The organism is Lentibacillus salicampi, assembly GCF_004565465.1.
Taxonomy (GTDB): Bacteria; Bacillota; Bacilli; order Bacillales; family Amphibacillaceae; genus Lentibacillus; species Lentibacillus salicampi.
Genome location: NZ_SRHY01000002.1, coordinates 193,069 through 210,499, shown reverse-complemented (window position 1 = coordinate 210,499; position 17,431 = coordinate 193,069). Strand labels below are relative to the sequence as shown.

The window sequence follows — 17,431 nt, the reverse complement described above, 5'->3', positions numbered from 1 at the left end:
ATAGAGTGTTTAAACCGCTTACAAAACAAAGGGGAGATTCAGCTTGAAAATTTTGACGTCATTTTTTGACCGGATGGTGCAGCGGTATTTACCGGACGCTTTTCTCTTTGCCATCATCCTGACAATCATTGTGTTCCTTCTCGGCATGGGCATTACGGGCAGTTCACCTGTTGATATGGTTTCGTACTGGGGTACCGGCTTCTGGGATCTTCTGGCGTTTGCCATGCAGATGTCCCTGATCGTTGTGACAGGATACATTCTGGCCAGCACACCGTTTGTCCGAAAAATTTTGGAGAAAATCAGCACTCTGGCCAAAACGCCGGGTCAGGCGATTTTACTGGTGACGTTTGTTGCCTCGCTCGCTTGTCTGATCAACTATGGTTTCGGGCTTGTTGTGGGAGCGCTTCTGGCTATTCACGTGGCAAAGCGCGTCACATCGGTTGATTACCGCTTACTGGTGGCAAGTGCGTACAGCGGTTTTTTACTGTGGCATGGCGGTTTTTCCGGTTCGATTCCGTTATTGATCGCAACCGATGACCACTTCCTGACAGACGCGATTGGCTCTATTCCCGTTACAGAAACGCTTTTCAGCAGCTATAATCTGTTCATTGTGGTGTTTCTGCTCGTCACATTGCCGCTATTAAACTGGTATCTGATGAAAACTCGCGATCCGCTGAACAATACGGATGCATCATCCTGGAGTACGAATGAATATGATGATGCCGAGGGAGAAGAGGCTGTCAATACTGAAAATAGCACACCGGCCGAGCGGCTTGAGAACAGCCCTATTGTCTCGCTTGTTATAGGTGTCATGGGGATTGGATTCATCATCTATCATTTTGCACAAAATGGCTTTGATTTGAATATTAACATCGTCAACTTTATGATGCTATTTCTGGGGGTTATCTTTCATCGGACGCCACGACGCTTTCTAAATAGCATCTCAAATGCGGTCAAAAACGTCGGTGGAATCATCATCCAGTTCCCCTTTTATGCCGGGATCATGGGCATGATGGTGGAATCTGGACTGTCACAGGAAATGTCCATGTGGTTTGTGAGCATCTCAAATGATGTAACCTTGCCGCTGTTCTCCTTTATCAGCGCCGGAATCGTGAATTTCTTTGTCCCTTCTGGTGGTGGTCAGTGGGCGGTGCAGGGCCCCATCATGGTTCCGGCAGCGCTTGAGATTGGCGCAGATACGGCGAAAACCGCGATGGGCGTTGCATGGGGTGATGCATGGACGAACATGATCCAGCCGTTCTGGGCCTTGCCGCTCCTTGCGATTGCAGGTTTAAAAGTCCGTGACATCATGGGCTTTTGTGTCATGATTCTTTTGTACAGCTTTTTCCCGATTGCAATCGGACTATTATTCTTTTAATCTTCTAAAAATGTCCCGGTGTCACGTCAGATGCCGGGTCGTTTGTCTGATCTCTGACAATAATAACGTCGGTTTTGAACCACTCGTTTGGCGTTTTCAACAGGAATTTTGGCGTTTTTCGGCCAGATTGGCGTCTGGCCATTATGGTAGACTGTCTGACTCCCGACTATTATCTTAATCTGGCATTTTTGAACTGAAATCTGGCGTTTTCGCCTTCCAGCCTCCCCTTCACTCCTCAGCAGCACGCCTTGTTTTCTCTTTTCCAAAAACCTGCGCAACTGCGATTCCGACAATAATCATGCCTGATCCGAGCAGAATGCTATTCGTTAGTTCCTCTCCTAAAACCCACCAGCCAAAAAACAGGCCAAATACTGGAACGAGTAGTGTCGACAGGGTTGCCGTCACCATATCAATAAGACTCAGAAGCACAAACCAGACGGTAAAACACAGCGCAGAGGCCAGCACACCAGTGAATAATATGTAAAAAATACTTTCACCCGTCAATACGACAGGTTCGCCCCATTCAGCAAACAATGTGGCGATAAGGATCCCAATCGTTCCGAACAGCATCTGATAGGCGGAAACCTGGAGCTGGGTCATCCCCTCCAGTTTCACCCTGTAATACACGTTTGATGCGGCCCACGAAACCGCCGCGACAATAATCAGCACTTCGCCAAAAATAACCGACGAATCCTGTACAAAAAAGATATCCCAGCCAAGTATTGTCACCAGCCCAATCATGCCAAGGATAAGACCGAGTACCTTACCATTCGTGATTTTTTCACCTAAAATTTTCACGGCAAAAATACTGCTCCAAAGCGGCATCGAGTACAACAGCACAGACGATTTTCCAGCATCGACAAACTGCATCCCGTACATGACAAATGTAAACACGATGGTCGTCTGCAAAATCCCGACGATTACTAAATGTTTCCACATGCGTCTTGGTGGCCTACCGGATTTCAGAATCCACAGAGCAAGCAGCAGTGTTGCGGCCCCTGTTCCAAACCGAAATGCCGAAAACGTAAACGGCCCCATGAAATTTAACGAGGCTTTCATGAACACCCATGCATAGCCCCAAATGATTGTAATGAGCAGAATCAGTCCCCAAACGACCCCTCTATGTTTTAATATCCCATTTCCCATTATCGAAAAACCTCTTTTTCTGACATAATACTATGAAAAGTTGTTCAAAAAGTCCGGTAAAAAAGACACGTCGATAGAGGACCTTCTGCTAAAACCACACACGTCAATCCCCAACTGCAGAAGTTGCCGCATCCTGTGGAAGCTCGTTGATTTGTTTCTCCGCTGTGAACTTTCCACGCACAGGACGTGCTAGTGCTCATTGGCGATTGACGTCGCGCACTTAGCTTGCCGATCCTTTTTGTCCTCCCTTTTTAAACACGTACTATTAGTATAGTAATTTCCGTTCACCATAGCAACTTATGTGATAGATCATACTTTTCGACTGGGCCCTTCGACATTGTCAGACACACTTGCCCAATTTTTTTAATCATGAAGTTGGATGGACGCTCACACATTATGGGGTTATGATGAATATAAGTTGAAAGATTCCCCCTTTATTTATAACTTTGGGTGCTCCGGTTAGCCGGGGCACCCTCCTTTTATTTTAGCCAAATGCATAAAAAAAGGATGCACCGTTTCACCACCGGGACATCCTTTTTTTAAAATTAACCTTTAATCGCACCTTCTGTCATCCCTTTTGCAATCCGCTGCTGGAAAATCGAATACAAAATAATGACCGGAACAATCGCAATGACGAGACTTGCAAATAATGTTCCCCATGCATTGGTATACTGTGCTTCACTGCTGATAAAATCAATCGCCAGCGCCAGTGTGTAATTTTCTTCCGACTGCAAAAAGATTAGCGCCATAAAATACTCATTCCAAAACTGAATCGCGTTCATGATCGTCACCGTAATGATTCCCGACATGGACAGCGGTGTAATAATTTTCCACAGCACCCCATATGGTGACATGCCATCCATCGCAGCTGATTCTTCCAACGATTTCGGAATTGTACTCATAAAACTTGTCAGGACAAAAATCGAAAACGGTAGCTGACTGATCGCATACACAATCGCGAGTCCAAAGATATTATCCAGCAAATTAAACTGCCCCAGCAGGAAAAATAGCGGAATCCAGCCCAGTACCATCGGGATCATCATCGCTGAAATATATAATGTAAATAAAAAATGGCTTCCTTTAAAACGGATCCGCTCAAGTGCATAAGCGGTCGGTATTGCCAACACCAGTGTTAAAATAGCTCCCACTGCTGTGACAATCAAACTATTAAACACACTTGTATCGATACTATATTCCGTCCACGCTGTCGCGAAATTTTGGATATTCCATGTTTCCGGAAAACCCCACGGATTCGCATAGATCTCCGCATTCGATTTAAATGAACCGATAAACATCCAAATAATCGGATACAGCACAGCAATCGACCATAGTATTAACGGAATTCTTATGCCAGTTCTCGATATCATGTTACCTACGCTGCGTTTCATGCTTATTCACCCTCTCCATCAGTACTCCACCTTGTCTCTGCGTAAAATAAATTGCAGAATCAATACTGTCAGCAATGAAATCACCAGGATCATAACACCAATTGTGGCACCGTACCCAAAATTATACTGCTGAAATGCCTGCTGATAAAGATACGATCCCATCACGTGTGTTGTGTTATTCGGTCCGCCCCCGGTCATAACCTGTACAATAATGAATGAACCGTTTAATGTTGTAATCACGATGTACAAGATGGAGATTTTAATCTGAGGCCAGACAAGCGGCAACGTTACCTTCCAAAATTGCTGCCATTCATTTGCCCCGTCAATACGCGCCGCTTCATAGTAGCTTTTGGAAATGTTCGCGATCCCACCCATTAACAGTAGCATGAACAGGCCGATCCCAGCCCAGATGGACGGCAAAACAAGACTTGTCAGCGCCCAATTCTCATTCCCCAACCATGCTCTTGTCCAATTCTCAAGCCCAAGAAATTCAAGACCGGAATTAATCAGACCTAAATCCGGATTGTAAATGAATGCCCACAGAATGCCAATAACGACGACCGACATGATATTTGGAAAGAAAAAGATAATCCGGTAAAATGGCGCTTCCTTAATTTTGAGCTGTGTTAGGGCAACTGCGATAAACACCGCCATAATCATAATACCGATCACTTTTGTAATAACAAGAAAATAATCGTGCCAAATCGTTGCCGGAATAATTTCATCCGAAAACAACTTTATGTAGTTATCAAACCCGACAAACTCCTTTGCCTGTGACGATCCCGACATATCGAAAAAGGAATAATACAACCCGCTGAATAAGGGATAAAGCGTAAAAATGCTGAACATAATGAATGTCGGAATGAGGCAAAAGGCCAAAAATAAATATTTTTGTTTCTTAGACTGTACCATCCAATCACTCTTTCCGGTGAAATAAGGGTATGGAATGTGAAAACGCATAAACAGCCTTCACATCCCATACATATTGACTTGTTTATCTGGTGTTCGATCGAATTCATGACGCGCTCAATCGCTTTTTGTGCCTGGCCCGATCGAATTGAAACACGACCCGATCGCTTGAATACTTACTGACTATTGCGGTATTCTTTGGCCGCTTGTTCAGCTTCCTCAACAAACTCTTCCGCCGTAATGTTACCAAGCATAAGCGAAACGAGTGAATCACTGATCGGTGTTTCCAAATCGGCACTCATCGGATGTGGCTTTTGATAGATTTGTGCCTGCTCAGGATCATTGATCATTTTGTTGGCATCAATCAAGTATTGCGGCACGTTTTCATTTGATTCCAGATCAACCCCCTGCAGATTCATAATCGCTCCCGTATGCTCTGAGAAAAGGCTTGCGTACTCTTTTGTAAATACAAACTCGACGAATGCTTTGGCTGCCTCAGGATTTTCTGCTTCCTCGGCAATAGCCAGCGGACGCATATCCGGTACAACCGCCATTGGTTCACCTGCATCGTTCATTGGTGATGGGACAAAACCATATTCAAGATCTTCCGGTTTGTCGCTTTCCATTTCATTTGGCAGCCAGAATCCAACCGGAATATAGGCATTATCATGAAGCAGGAAATTCATTTGTGACTGTGTATGGTTAATCGCGGCAAATCCTTCATCAATATAGCCTTCCTGCTGCATTTTCTCTACTTTTTTCATAACCTCGAGCACCGTGTCACTTGTCCATGCTCCTTCAGCACCTGTAATAACATCATTCAATAATTCATCACCACCAGCTGCTCCGAATGCTGGATATAGCATGCCACGCAGGAAGTAATATGGATGCTGGCCTGTGGTGACAAATGGTGCAATATCGGCATCTTCCTGAATTTGACCCATTGAATCCATGAAACTGTCAAAATCACTTGGAACTTCCCAGCCGTTTTCCTCAAACCAAGGGATGTCATACCATGTGCCCCACGTATCAAATACAAGTGGTAAGCTGTAAACGCTGCCATCAAAATCTGACGGCTGCACAATGAAACTATCCATGAGCGGTGTTCCATCAACTTCGAGATCCTGAGCCCAGTCAGTCAGATCCATCAGCTGACCATCTTCAACCATTTGCGTCTCACTCGATCCGGCACCATCGATATAAACAACATCGGGCGGATCCCCGGAAACCCAGCGCGACCGCATTTCTTCATTAATATTCGGTCCGGCATGTTCTTTAATTTCCAGGTCAGGATGCTCCTCCTGGAAATCACCAATCACTTCTTTCCACCATGAGTCACCATACCCCCCGACAAAGTACTGAATTTCAAGTGTTCCGCTTAACCCCTCGCTGTCACTTGATCCATCTTCACCTGAAGCGTCCCCGCTATCGTCAGATGACCCTTCTGATGAGCTGTCGTCTGAACAGGCGACCGCAATCATCAGTAAAGCAATCATCAGAAAAAGTACAAACGGATTTTTTAATAATCGCTTCAAAATGATCTTCCCCCTTTTTAATTAAAATATATGAAACTCATTAATAGTTCATGTTTACTATTAATGATGTCTCAGACACTCGAGTTAGTTACCTCTGCTATCGCGTCACGGACATAACCGTCACTAAGCCTGATCGCTTCTTCTGCTTTCTGGTATGTAACACCTCCTTTAATCATGACAATGGCAGGTTTTACCTGATTATTCGTTAAAACAAGAGTTCGATCAGCTTCGTGGTAGTCAACACCAGTGATTTCCATAATAATTCTTCTGGCTCGCTGTTTTAACTTATAATTACTAGCATGTACATCCACCATAAGATTTTCATATACTTTTCCAAGTTTTACCATTGTCGCTGTGCTGATCATATTCAAAATCATCTTATGGGCTGTGGCAGCTTTCATCCGGGTTGATCCCGTCAGAACTTCTGGTCCGACCACTACTTCGATTGCAGTATCAGCAAGCCCGCTGATCAATGCGCTTTCATTACAGGACAGCGAAACAGTGTAAGCATCTGATTCGCGTGCATATTTTAATGCTCCGATGGGATATGGTGTTCTACCGCTTGCTGTGATTCCGACTACAACATCCCGATTCGTCAGTTTTTTCGCTTTGATATCCCGCACGCCCTGTGCTTCCTCATCTTCCGACCCCTCAACCGCATTAAAAAAAGCTCCTGTTCCCCCTGCCATAACCGTCTGAATCATATCGTTTGACGTCATAAATGTCGGCGGGCATTCAGATGCATCCACCACGCCAAGTCTGCCGCTTGTTCCTGCGCCGACGTAAAACAGCCGGCCGCCGTTTTTCAATGCACTATAAATATGTTCAACGGCGTCACGAACCTTAGGCAATATGGTTTCAACAGCTCCTGCAACTTTCTTGTCTTCCTGGTTGATGACATTTAAAAGTTCCATCGAAGACATTTGATCCAATTCCATGCTTGCTTCATTACGCTGTTCTGTCGTTAATTTATCCAATTTCATATGTCTATGAATCTCCCTGCCAAAAGGTTATTATAAAACGCTTTCAATAAACGGAATATTACCAAATTAATTGTTTGTTTTAAGTATAGATAGACTGAATTATTTTGTCAATGTTTTATATGAATTTATGTAATAGAATTTTAATTTATTCATTAAAATGGAATCTAATTAGAATAATAGTTCTATGGCACACATTATAATTTTCAGACCGACTGAATCATCATCTTTTCCACGAAATAGTCTCTTCCGTATTTTTTAAGCTACCTCAGCTTCGATGACCGTATATGTTACTACCCCTGATTTATTATAGTACACGGGAACCCGTCACCTGTATTTATAAACTTCACTCAACTTAACCATCGAGTATACAAAAAATTTTCTTTAATATTCGACTATATTCAAGATTCAGTATAGGCTTTTTGAACTAATTTGTCAATATATTTTTTTAATTATGTAATATAATTTCACTCACAGCAAATATTATCCTCTAATCATTTAAAAGTGAAATAGCTTTCCTGGTCTCATCCAGGTATTGAATCGTCTCGTCATATTCTACTGATGCCAGGCTCATGAACAAAACATCAATGACATGCAGCTGTGCAATCCGTGACGAGGTGGCACCGCTTCGAAAAGTTGCCTCCTTTGCCGCTGATGTATGCAATTGAATGTCGGAATACTGACTCAGCTGGGAATTTCCATACTTTGTAATACTGATTGTCGTCACTTCCTTTTGCTTGGCAATCTCCAGTAACTTGCTTGTTTCTTTCGTGTTACCTGAAAACGATATGCCAACGACAACATCACCTGGCCCCTTATTCGCAATTGACGTGGCAGCCATATGGGCATCTGAAAATGAGAAAGCATGTTTATTGATCCTGGTGAATTTTTGCTCGGCATCACTGGCAGCAATATATGACGCCCCAACTCCGATAAAGATAATCGATTTGGCATTTGATAAAGCGGATACCGCCTCCTCCAGCTGCTGTTCACTCATAATATCGATTGTTTCTTTTAGCGTTTGAATCGTGTTTGATGTCACTTTATTAATAATGTTTCGGTAAGGTTCATTCGGTTCAATATCACGGTATTCATTGCGGGATTCTTCCTGAAGATCGCCGGCAACTCTGATTTTTAATTCCTGAAAGCCACTCAATCCCAACGATTTGCATAAACGGATCACCGCAGCACTGCTTGTTTGACTCTTTTCTCCAAGACTCAAAGCGGTTAAAAGAATTGACTCTTCCGGATTGTTCAAGATGTATTCAGCAATTTTTCGCTCTGAAGGTGGCAATCGATTCACCATTTCTTTCAAAATAACGAGTCCGCCTTTTGTGTGTGCCACATGCGTCACCTCTCCCATCAAATTGTTTTGATGATATTGTTGATTACACTGTTATCAACAGCTTTATTTTCTATTAAATAAGCTCCAATAATTGAACCGCCCACAGGAGAGAGCTCGGGTACCGTAACGTTCAGGGCAGGATAATGAGTCAATTCCTGTCTGATGAATGCCGGTAAAACGTCTTTTTCACTAAAAACACCGCCACACAAAACGACATTAATCTGTTCTCCTGGTTCAAAAAGCTTTTCATACAATGATTCAATGCTTACTGCCATCTCTTTGGCTGCCTGTTGTAAAATAGCATTTGCTTGGTTGTCCTGCTGTTGATACGCTTCAAATACAATTTCAGCAATTGGCGAAATAGCATTCTTTGGAATTGAGGCTGCATAAATCTTTCGTATCAGGGACTGGGCATCGGAAACGGCAAAATGGGTATAGATCATTGAAAGCATCATGGTTTCAGGACCGCGCCCGTCCACTGACTTAAGGGCACTGATTATGGCCTGTCTGCCAATATCATATCCGCTTCCTTCATCACCGAATAAATAACCCCACCCACCAATACGGTCATGTTTTAAATGGCGGTTAATGCCATATGTGATTGAGCCTGTACCGGAAATTTGCACAACGCCGGGGGAGCCGTATGTACCGGAATATAATGCATTAACCGGGTCGGCTTCGATTTGAATTGATGTATTTCCAGGCATGAAGGGCTCCATTAATTCTTTTAGATCGTTTCTATTCGTTTCATTCCCGGCACCTGATATTCCTGCAAACAGGCTCTTCACATGTTTTAAAGATACGTCAGAAGTTACTTCCAGAGACAGAAATAACGATTCCAAGGTCTGTTTAAGCTGGTCTTTTGAAACGGTATTCGGATTCGTCGGCCCTGCTGCAGATGTCGCGATTATACTCCCGCTCATATCCGCAATGACAGCTTTCGTCTTCGTTCCGCCCCCGTCGATCCCCATAACATAATCCATATTTCGTTCACCTCCAAGCCAACAAGTTCCCTCTCTATTATTTACAATATAGAATTTTATGTTAATAAACAAGTATTATTTTAAAATTAAATTTCATTTTTAAATAAAACAGGTTTAAGAATCATAGACAAGGGAATATACTGTAATGTAACACTTTTCAATACCCCCCTCTATAAGAATATAAGAATAAATGAAAGCCTACCGTCATGATTTGGCGGCAGGCTTTTATTTTTAAAGGCTCTTCTAAAATACCGAATCTTCCCCAGCTGACCTTTCTGCTAAAAAGGCAGCATGTCATCATGCATCATGTCCATCACTTGACGGATTACGGGTAAGTCTTCTTCCACTTCCACATTCAAATTCAGTTTATCAATAAGCGGTGCCAGAAAATGTGCTGTTTTATGATTGACCATGATATTTCCCGGGATGCCGTTCATCGACTCAAACACTTTCAACAATTCACTCTGAATGAGCGATGCCGGATTTGAAGCGGCTGTCAACATGTTATGGTAAATGGCCAATCCCTGGGTTTGTTCAACAGCCAGCACCAATAAAGGAAAAAATGGACGTTCATTTTCTTCATTTTGAACCGGCATTTCCATATATTCCAATGAAAATTCGATCGTTGCCGGCAATGTCTCTTTTGGCTTCTGCATACGTTTCAAATCAAGCTCCGAAACAGCAAGCGTCACATTCGGCAGTTCTTGTTCCCTGTCTTCCAATTCAACGATTTGATTATCGAACACAACGCCGCTATTTTGCTCACGGGGAACTTTTACGAGCATCTCTTCATCAAACAGCATATCCGGCAATTCCAGTCCATTCATGACCTCATGATATACCTCAATCGAACGCTCCAGCCCGAGAAGCATCAGCCTTGCTTCATCGTCATCCATAAACCATGGATAAAGGCCAGGTTTATTACTTCTGAACGACGGCCAGCTCTTCCGCCCGCGAAATGGAATATCATAGGATTTAATAAGCGCATAATCTTCCTTTTCCAAATCCTCTCTGTCCTCATAACTCAGCAGTATACTGCGCTGATTGATAACGGATTGAAAATCGGGTTCTTCCGTCGTCAATGTATTCATCAGCGAACGGTATCCCGTATCTCCAATGTATACAGCCAGGCCGAACACTTCACCGGCACCGCCAAGGACTGAACAATACAGCCGCTCCTGTGTCACGGGGTCCATAACGGCAAAAATATGTTCATCAAACAAGGTGTCCCAGGGTTTCAGTTTCTGAAATTCCTTTGCTTTTGACAGTACATCATACCACTTATCATCCCCGGCAGAAGTCTGGTCGTATGACATCAACAGTTCGTTTAATTGAAAACGCAACTCCTCGTTCACATCTTTAGCCAATTGTTTTCCATCGGGAAGCGCAAGATCAACCTCCCCCATCAAAACTTCCCCTCTGGTATCTTCTTCTGGGGCAATATTTTTCGCACCTGTACAGCGCGGGTAAACTACATCTTTTTCCGGCTGCAGTTTTCTGGCAAAAACAATTTCGTGATTCCAGTCATCACCGAAGTCATACACGTACGTTACCATATCTTTGGGTATGCTGAACCAATCCGATATCACTTCATGTTTTTCATTGTATGAAGGGTTCCCGCCCAAAACATCACCGAAATCATCATGGTATTCACCTGTGATTTCCTGTCCGCCAGCACGTTCACCATTTGTCTTTTGGGCAAAAAAACTATGTAAATGATAATTATCCCAATCAAATGCAACCTGCAATACCCGGTGGAAGTCATAGAACGTTGTGTTGCCGTCAATCTGAATCTTCCGCCAGACGGGAACACCAACATGCTTTAGCGTTATTTTAAATTCATAAATCATCATGTCACCCCGCTTTTTTGTACAGTGTAGCATACTTGGTCGAATACCGCATCGCGACGGTTATTTTTCCAAAATCTTACCAGCGCCACATGATCCTTAGAAATCTGAGCGGGCAAGGGACACACCACTTCTTGATAGCATACTTTTTCAAAAAATGCGATAATAATCGAGAGAGGAGTGAATTCTTGTGTATGAAAAAAAACGTCGTAAAAAGCCTGTCATTAACGAGCCAGGCTGGTCTGTCGATGATTACTACCAGCTGCCGGAAGATGGCAACCAATATGAAATTGTTAATAGTATACTTGAATTGAAACCATCGCCAACCACAACACACCAGCGTATCAGCCATCGTCTGGAACGAATACTGACCGATTCATGTGACAACGATTATATCACCATCCATTCACCAATTGATGTCATTCTGTCCGACATTGAAACACGTCAGCCGGATATTCTGATGATTCACCGCAGCCGGGAACATATTATTGCGGAACATGCCATTGTTGGTCTGCCTGATTTAATGGTAGAAATCCTGTCACCCAACAGCGCCAATCGGGACCGGATCATGAAAAAAGAAAGCTATGCCTGGTTTGGGGTACCTGAGTATTGGATCGTGGACTTCAAAAACGAAGCGATCGAACAGTACGTGCTGGAAAATGACGGCCGGCAGTATGACCTGGCTGATGTTTTTGAAGCAGACGATACCGTTACCTCAGACCGCCTTCCATGTGTATCATTTACAGTAAAAGACGGGCTGAAACTCTGACCCTTTATACCTTTCCACCACGAGCCTATTCCAAACATCCATATCCAAGTCCAATAGCCACAGCCTATCATAATCATAGAAAATCCCTAATTGATAATCTATTTCTGACGGTCTACACTATCATTAAGTCATTAATTAAGGAGGGCATACAGTTGAGTAAAGCAACTTTTTATCATGCCGGATGCCCGGTATGTCAGGATGCGGAGAAAAATATGCTGGGATTTTTGGATCCGAAAGTAGATGTGGAGGTTGTTGACTTTAACGATGATTCATCACGTATCAGTGAAGCGGAATCTGCCGGGGTGAAATCAGTCCCCGCACTCGTTTTGAATGGCCAACCCTATCACATCAATTATGGCGCAAGCATGGAAGAAGTTAAGAACGGCTGATTTATAAAATGAGAGGCATCGTAATGATAGCCTCTCATTTTCACTCATTAAAATACTTTACTTGTTTCCATCACCTGATCCATGAATGTTTTTGTCGTCGTACACATATATTTATCTTTTCGGTAAATGAATCCAATTGTTCTTTCTATGGTCGGGTTCACGAGCCTGACGTTTACGATCCGGGGATTATTTAAAAAGCTAAGATACGGTGCCGGCAGGATAGTCATACCAATCCCCTCCGAAACCATTTGGGTTAATGATTCCAGGGTTGTCATTTCCAATGTTGGCTGCAGCGTAATACCAAGCTCGGCACAGTACGAATCAATCAACTGTCTCAAGAAATAATTGCCAGGTAACAAAACGGTCGGAACATGCTCAAGTGCTGCCATTTCAACCACTTCTTCGTTGGCTAGGGGATGATTCGCTGGAACGGCCAGGGACAGTTCTTCCCTAAATAATGGAATTGACGCGATGTCTGCATTTTCTATCGGAAGGAATGAAATCCCCATGTCCAAGCCATTTTCAAGCACGCCCTTTTTAATATCGCCATTCCGAAGTCCCTGTACCGATAAATCAACGTTTGGATACAGATGCTTAAACCTGGCTATGGCAGGCGGCAACAGATAACTGACACACGTCAGCAAGGAGCCGATCGTAAGTTTTCCTAGCTGTAGACCATTCAAATCCCTTAAGGCAGCTTCGGCTTGTTCAATTTCATAAAACACACGCTCGCTATGTCGCAGCAGTATTTTTCCCGCTTCTGTCAATGCTGTTTTTTTGCCGATGCGATCAAATAACGGAATACCAACCTCATCTTCTAAAATTTTAATTTGCTGGCTCAATGTTGGCTGGGCGATATTCAATCTCTCAGCAGCCCTTGAAAAATGCAGTTCTTTGCTGACTGCTATAAAGTATTCAAGCTGGCGCAGCTCCATGTCATCGATATCCTTTCAAATGATAGTTTCTGACTATTATTATGACTAGAAGTATTCGATTGTACAATCATTTAGCTTTGAGAATTACCTGATATCGCTAGAGAGTGTTATAATATAGAAAATAGTAAGAGACTGGAATTAATTGAATAGAGGCCAAGCACAAGTAATAAATCACTATAATAAAAGGTACTCATTAGAGTGTCTTTTTCTTTTACACGGGAATCATATGTTTATAAGCATTTACAAAAGAAAGGGGTTCAACGTATGACAGATAAAGCGAATCATTTAATTCACGAAAAATCCCCGTACCTCCAGCAGCATGCCTATAACCCGGTTAACTGGTATCCGTGGGGTGATGAGGCATTTGAAAAAGCAAAGCAGGAGGACAAGCCGATCTTCCTTTCCATCGGCTATTCCACGTGCCATTGGTGTCATGTATTCGCGCATGAGTCATTTGAAGATGCGGAAATTGCCTCTTACTTAAATGACTATTACGTTGCCATCAAAGTTGACCGGGAAGAGCGGCCGGACATTGATTCGGTTTATATGAAAGTCTGCCAGATGATGACCGGGCAAGGCGGCTGGCCGTTATCCATTTTTATGACACCGGATAAAGTGCCATTTTATGCCGGGACCTATTTTCCCCGTAACAGTAAATACGGCATGCCCGGCTTCATCGATGTCATCACACAGCTTCATCAGAAATACCATCAGAAGCCGGGTCATATTGCCGAGGTAACGAAAAGTGTGACCGATGCGCTCGACAAAACGGTCACCACTAAAAGTGAGCATCGGCTGAGTAAAGCGATCACCGATAAAGGTTTTAAGCAGCTTGGGAAGCGGTTTGATTCGAAGTATGGCGGGTTTGGATCAGCGCCAAAGTTCCCCGCGCCGCAAAATTTACTGTATCTTTTGAGATATTATCATTTCACCGGCAAAACCGCTGCACTGAAAATGGTGGAAAGCACGTTACAGGCCATGAATCGCGGGGGGATTTATGACCATGTCGGATTCGGATTTGCCCGCTATTCGACTGATGAACAATGGCTTGTCCCACACTTTGAAAAAATGCTCTATGACAATGCATTGCTGCTGATGGCGTATACCGAATGTTACCAAATTACCGGAAATCCATTGTACAAAACGATCAGCGAACAGTTGATCACATTTGTTCTAAGAGAAATGCACAACTCGGAAGGCGGATTCTATTCGGCGATTGATGCCGACTCAGAAGGTGTTGAAGGGAAATATTATGTGTGGGATTATGACGAGATTTTTAACATTCTCGGCAAAGAGGGCGGTGACTTATATACTTCTGTATACGGCATCACTCCCGAGGGCAATTTTGAAGGAAAAAACATTCCAAATCTGCTGGATAGTGACCTGGAATCAATCGCTGAGGACAATGACATGACCGTAAATGAGCTCCATCAGCAACTGGACGATGCCCGGAAACAATTGCTGTCGGCACGTGAGAAACGCGCTTACCCGCATGTTGATGATAAAATCCTGACATCATGGAATGCCATGATGATTGCCGCACTGGCTAAAGCGGGGAAAGTTTTTAATCAGCCCGAATATACCAGGGTCGCTGAAAACAGCATGACATTTCTCGAAACGAACCTTATCATGAATAACCGCGTGATGGCGCGCTATCGTGACGGGGAAGTCAACTATAACGGCTACCTGGACGATTATGCCTTTTTGCTGTGGGCTTATGCTGAACTGTATGAGGCAACTTTTTCATTAGCCTATCTGAAACAGGCACGCGCCCTGACCAACGACATGATTGACTTGTTCTGGGATAATAAACAGGGCGGATTTTTCTTCATTGGTGATGACAGCGAAAAACTGCTGTCACGAGAAAAAGAAATCTATGACGGTGCGCTTCCGTCCGGAAATAGCGTTGCAGCCGTTATGCTTGCTAAAATGGGGTATTTAACCGGCGACACGGCCTATCTGGACAAACTTGAGGACATGTTCCATACCTTTTACGACGATATCAGCCATGTTCCTGCAGCTGGCATCCATTTTATTCAAAGCCTGCTTCTCACGGAAAATCCGACAAAAGAAGTTGTTATGCTTGGAGACGCAAATCCATTTAAAACGGAGCTTCAACAAGCATTTTTGCCCGATGTCACCCTCCTGGCCAGTCATCATGCGGCACAACTGGCTGAAGCCGCTCCGTTTACATCCGGATATAAACAGTTGGATGACCAGGTCACGATTTACGTCTGCGAAAACTTTGCATGCCACCAGCCGACGACCGACACAGAAAAGGCCTGGGAATACATTCAGAAAGACCGCTGACAAATTAAATGTCAGCGGCCCAATTGTGAACTTTGAGCACTCTATGTGTGAAGTTCAGGGAGAATAAATGTAAACTCCGACACTTCTGTGAAACCATACTATGTTAAACTGTTAGAACAATCATATTTATAGAGGAGCATCCTTATGAAGAAAGTCAAAATGAATGTCCAGACAATGTATCATGGTGAACTGCTCCGTGCAGGCAAAGTTTATGAAGTGGAAGAAACAACCGCCGATCGCTGGATTGCAAGCAAACTAGCAGAAAAAGCTGAAGAAAAATGAATACTCTATAGCATTCTAATAAAAGAAAAGGTATACTGGAATTAAAGGAGGTGAAACAAATGAGTGAACAGCGTCTGGAACGGATGGAAAATATGCTTTCACAGTTAATCACAATGGTTGGCGGCATGCGGACGGAGCAGACTGAAATGAAGAAAGAGCAGACTGCTATGAAACAGGAACAAAACACGATGAAGGAAGATCTGTCGGAATTGAAGAAAGAACAGACAACCATGAAAGAGGAGCAAGCTGCTATGAGGGAAGAACAAACGGCAATGAAGACAGAAAGCGACAAACGTCACCGGGAAATTATGGATGAATTCAAAATCCTCAGAGCGGATCAGGATCATATCTGGAAGAAAACGGTGCAAAATGAAAGAGACATCAACCAAGTGAAGCATCAGTTAACAAGTTAATACCCCAGTTTATGCCTCACGAATAACAACTTGAATTCCCTGAAACTGAAAACCCTCGTACCATGTCCACTTCAACATCTACAAGGGTTTTTTCATCTATCATGAACGGTCACCTTTCTGCAAAAAATGCTTCTGCCTCATCCAGGTATTTTTCCTGATCGGGCGTCATGTCATACTCCTCAACGATTGCATCGACCGGACACACGGATACGCAAGTACCACAATCAATACATACATCCGGATCTATGTAAAATTGTTCCGGTCCTTCTTCTATACAATCAACCGGGCAAACCGTCACACATTCGCCTGACTTCTCACCGCGGCATGGATCCAATATCGCGAATGCCATCTAACGTACCCTCCTTCCACACCTATCTTTTAATGACAGATGATAGCGCAGTTGCAAGTAAACTGCTTGTCCACCTCACTTTTCGAAATAAAGATGGCCATGCAGTGCACAGCCTGGATTAAAAGCTGCATCACAGGAAGGGCAGTGGTAACTACTTGCAAGGTATTCCGTTATTGTCAGCTCCGTTTTGCAATTCCCGCAAAGAATAGCTTTATGATCAAATTTTTCTTTTGGCCATACGTCGGAACCCCCGCATCCATATTGTTTATGGCAAAGATAGCACGGAAAATACTCGTTACAGCAGTGAAATTTGACAGCGATTCTATCGTTTTCGTTATGATAGTGTTCACAGCGCGTTTCGCGGTCGATAGCCCCTTTTATTTGCATGGAAATCATACACTCCTTTACATTTCACTTTAGCATAACGATGCTATTTCAGCATACCGCAGATATTTAAGCCTTTTCTTTAGTGA

At 43.4% G+C, this 17,431-nt stretch carries 18 protein-coding genes; 6 read left to right on the top strand and 12 right to left on the bottom strand.

The features are described from left to right. Nucleotides 1-43: 43 nt before the first annotated feature. Nucleotides 44-1,378 carry a short-chain fatty acid transporter gene (locus E4U82_RS03245; protein ID WP_135108600.1) on the top strand — a complete coding sequence of 445 codons (1,335 nt, stop codon included), beginning with the start codon at nt 44-46 and terminating at the stop codon, nt 1,376-1,378. A 4-nt stretch (nt 1,379-1,382) separates the two neighbouring features. Here the strand turns inward: E4U82_RS03245 and E4U82_RS19775 are convergent, their stop codons facing one another. From E4U82_RS19775 to E4U82_RS03205, 9 genes are all read right to left on the bottom strand, one after another. After that, nucleotides 1,383-1,520 carry a hypothetical protein gene (locus tag E4U82_RS19775; protein ID WP_167751312.1) on the bottom strand — a complete coding sequence of 46 codons (138 nt, stop codon included), beginning with the start codon at nt 1,518-1,520 and terminating at the stop codon, nt 1,383-1,385. 86 nt (nt 1,521-1,606) lie between these two features. Then, complete coding sequence (locus tag E4U82_RS03240; RefSeq protein ID WP_135108599.1) at nt 1,607-2,524, bottom strand: DMT family transporter; 918 nt, start codon at nt 2,522-2,524, stop codon at nt 1,607-1,609. Nucleotides 2,525-3,069: 545 nt separating this feature from the next. Beyond that, nucleotides 3,070-3,912 (bottom strand): carbohydrate ABC transporter permease, encoded by an 843-nt coding sequence (locus tag E4U82_RS03235; RefSeq protein WP_135108598.1) that lies wholly within the window; start codon nt 3,910-3,912, stop codon nt 3,070-3,072. Between the two features lie 18 nt (nt 3,913-3,930). Next, on the bottom strand, nt 3,931-4,824 hold the full coding sequence (locus E4U82_RS03230) for a carbohydrate ABC transporter permease (protein WP_135108597.1): 894 nt from the start codon (nt 4,822-4,824) through the stop codon (nt 3,931-3,933). Between the two features lie 173 nt (nt 4,825-4,997). Beyond that, nucleotides 4,998-6,356 (bottom strand): extracellular solute-binding protein, encoded by a 1,359-nt coding sequence (locus E4U82_RS03225; protein ID WP_245183513.1) that lies wholly within the window; start codon nt 6,354-6,356, stop codon nt 4,998-5,000. 71 nt (nt 6,357-6,427) lie between these two features. Then, entirely contained in the window at nt 6,428-7,339 is a 912-nt protein-coding gene (murQ, locus tag E4U82_RS03220; RefSeq protein WP_135108596.1) for an N-acetylmuramic acid 6-phosphate etherase, read from the bottom strand. 487 nt (nt 7,340-7,826) lie between these two features. Beyond that, on the bottom strand, nt 7,827-8,681 hold the full coding sequence (locus tag E4U82_RS03215) for a MurR/RpiR family transcriptional regulator (protein ID WP_209300532.1): 855 nt from the start codon (nt 8,679-8,681) through the stop codon (nt 7,827-7,829). A 17-nt stretch (nt 8,682-8,698) separates the two neighbouring features. Continuing rightward, entirely contained in the window at nt 8,699-9,664 is a 966-nt protein-coding gene (locus tag E4U82_RS03210) for a BadF/BadG/BcrA/BcrD ATPase family protein (protein ID WP_135108594.1), read from the bottom strand. Between the two features lie 278 nt (nt 9,665-9,942). After that, on the bottom strand, nt 9,943-11,514 hold the full coding sequence (locus E4U82_RS03205; protein ID WP_167751311.1) for a plasmid pRiA4b ORF-3 family protein: 1,572 nt from the start codon (nt 11,512-11,514) through the stop codon (nt 9,943-9,945). Nucleotides 11,515-11,701: 187 nt separating this feature from the next. On the opposite strand from E4U82_RS03205, the gene E4U82_RS03200 reads away from it, so the two are divergent. Next, nucleotides 11,702-12,280 (top strand): Uma2 family endonuclease, encoded by a 579-nt coding sequence (locus tag E4U82_RS03200; protein WP_245183512.1) that lies wholly within the window; start codon nt 11,702-11,704, stop codon nt 12,278-12,280. A gap of 152 nt (nt 12,281-12,432) precedes the next feature. Then, nucleotides 12,433-12,669 (top strand): thioredoxin family protein, encoded by a 237-nt coding sequence (locus E4U82_RS03195; RefSeq protein WP_135108591.1) that lies wholly within the window; start codon nt 12,433-12,435, stop codon nt 12,667-12,669. Nucleotides 12,670-12,716: 47 nt separating this feature from the next. Here the strand turns inward: E4U82_RS03195 and E4U82_RS03190 are convergent, their stop codons facing one another. Then, nucleotides 12,717-13,613, bottom strand: coding sequence for a LysR family transcriptional regulator (locus E4U82_RS03190; RefSeq protein WP_135108590.1), 897 nt, complete (start codon nt 13,611-13,613; stop codon nt 12,717-12,719). A 255-nt stretch (nt 13,614-13,868) separates the two neighbouring features. On the opposite strand from E4U82_RS03190, the gene E4U82_RS03185 reads away from it, so the two are divergent. The 3 genes from E4U82_RS03185 to E4U82_RS03180 all read left to right on the top strand — a co-directional run bounded on the left by E4U82_RS03185 (nt 13,869) and on the right by E4U82_RS03180 (nt 16,609). Next, nucleotides 13,869-15,914 (top strand): thioredoxin domain-containing protein, encoded by a 2,046-nt coding sequence (locus tag E4U82_RS03185; RefSeq protein ID WP_135108589.1) that lies wholly within the window; start codon nt 13,869-13,871, stop codon nt 15,912-15,914. 144 nt (nt 15,915-16,058) lie between these two features. Beyond that, on the top strand, nt 16,059-16,196 hold the full coding sequence (locus E4U82_RS19770; RefSeq protein WP_167751310.1) for a hypothetical protein: 138 nt from the start codon (nt 16,059-16,061) through the stop codon (nt 16,194-16,196). A gap of 59 nt (nt 16,197-16,255) precedes the next feature. Further along, nucleotides 16,256-16,609, top strand: a complete 354-nt coding sequence (locus E4U82_RS03180) for a hypothetical protein (protein ID WP_135108588.1) — start codon at nt 16,256-16,258, stop codon at nt 16,607-16,609. A 109-nt stretch (nt 16,610-16,718) separates the two neighbouring features. Here E4U82_RS03180 and E4U82_RS03175 read toward each other — a convergent pair whose 3' ends face one another. Continuing rightward, nucleotides 16,719-16,958: a ferredoxin family protein gene (locus E4U82_RS03175; RefSeq protein ID WP_135108587.1), complete on the bottom strand. Its 240-nt coding sequence runs from the start codon at nt 16,956-16,958 to the stop codon at nt 16,719-16,721. A 75-nt stretch (nt 16,959-17,033) separates the two neighbouring features. Further along, on the bottom strand, nt 17,034-17,345 hold the full coding sequence (locus E4U82_RS03170; protein ID WP_135108586.1) for a CHY zinc finger protein: 312 nt from the start codon (nt 17,343-17,345) through the stop codon (nt 17,034-17,036). Nucleotides 17,346-17,431: the final 86 nt, after the last annotated feature.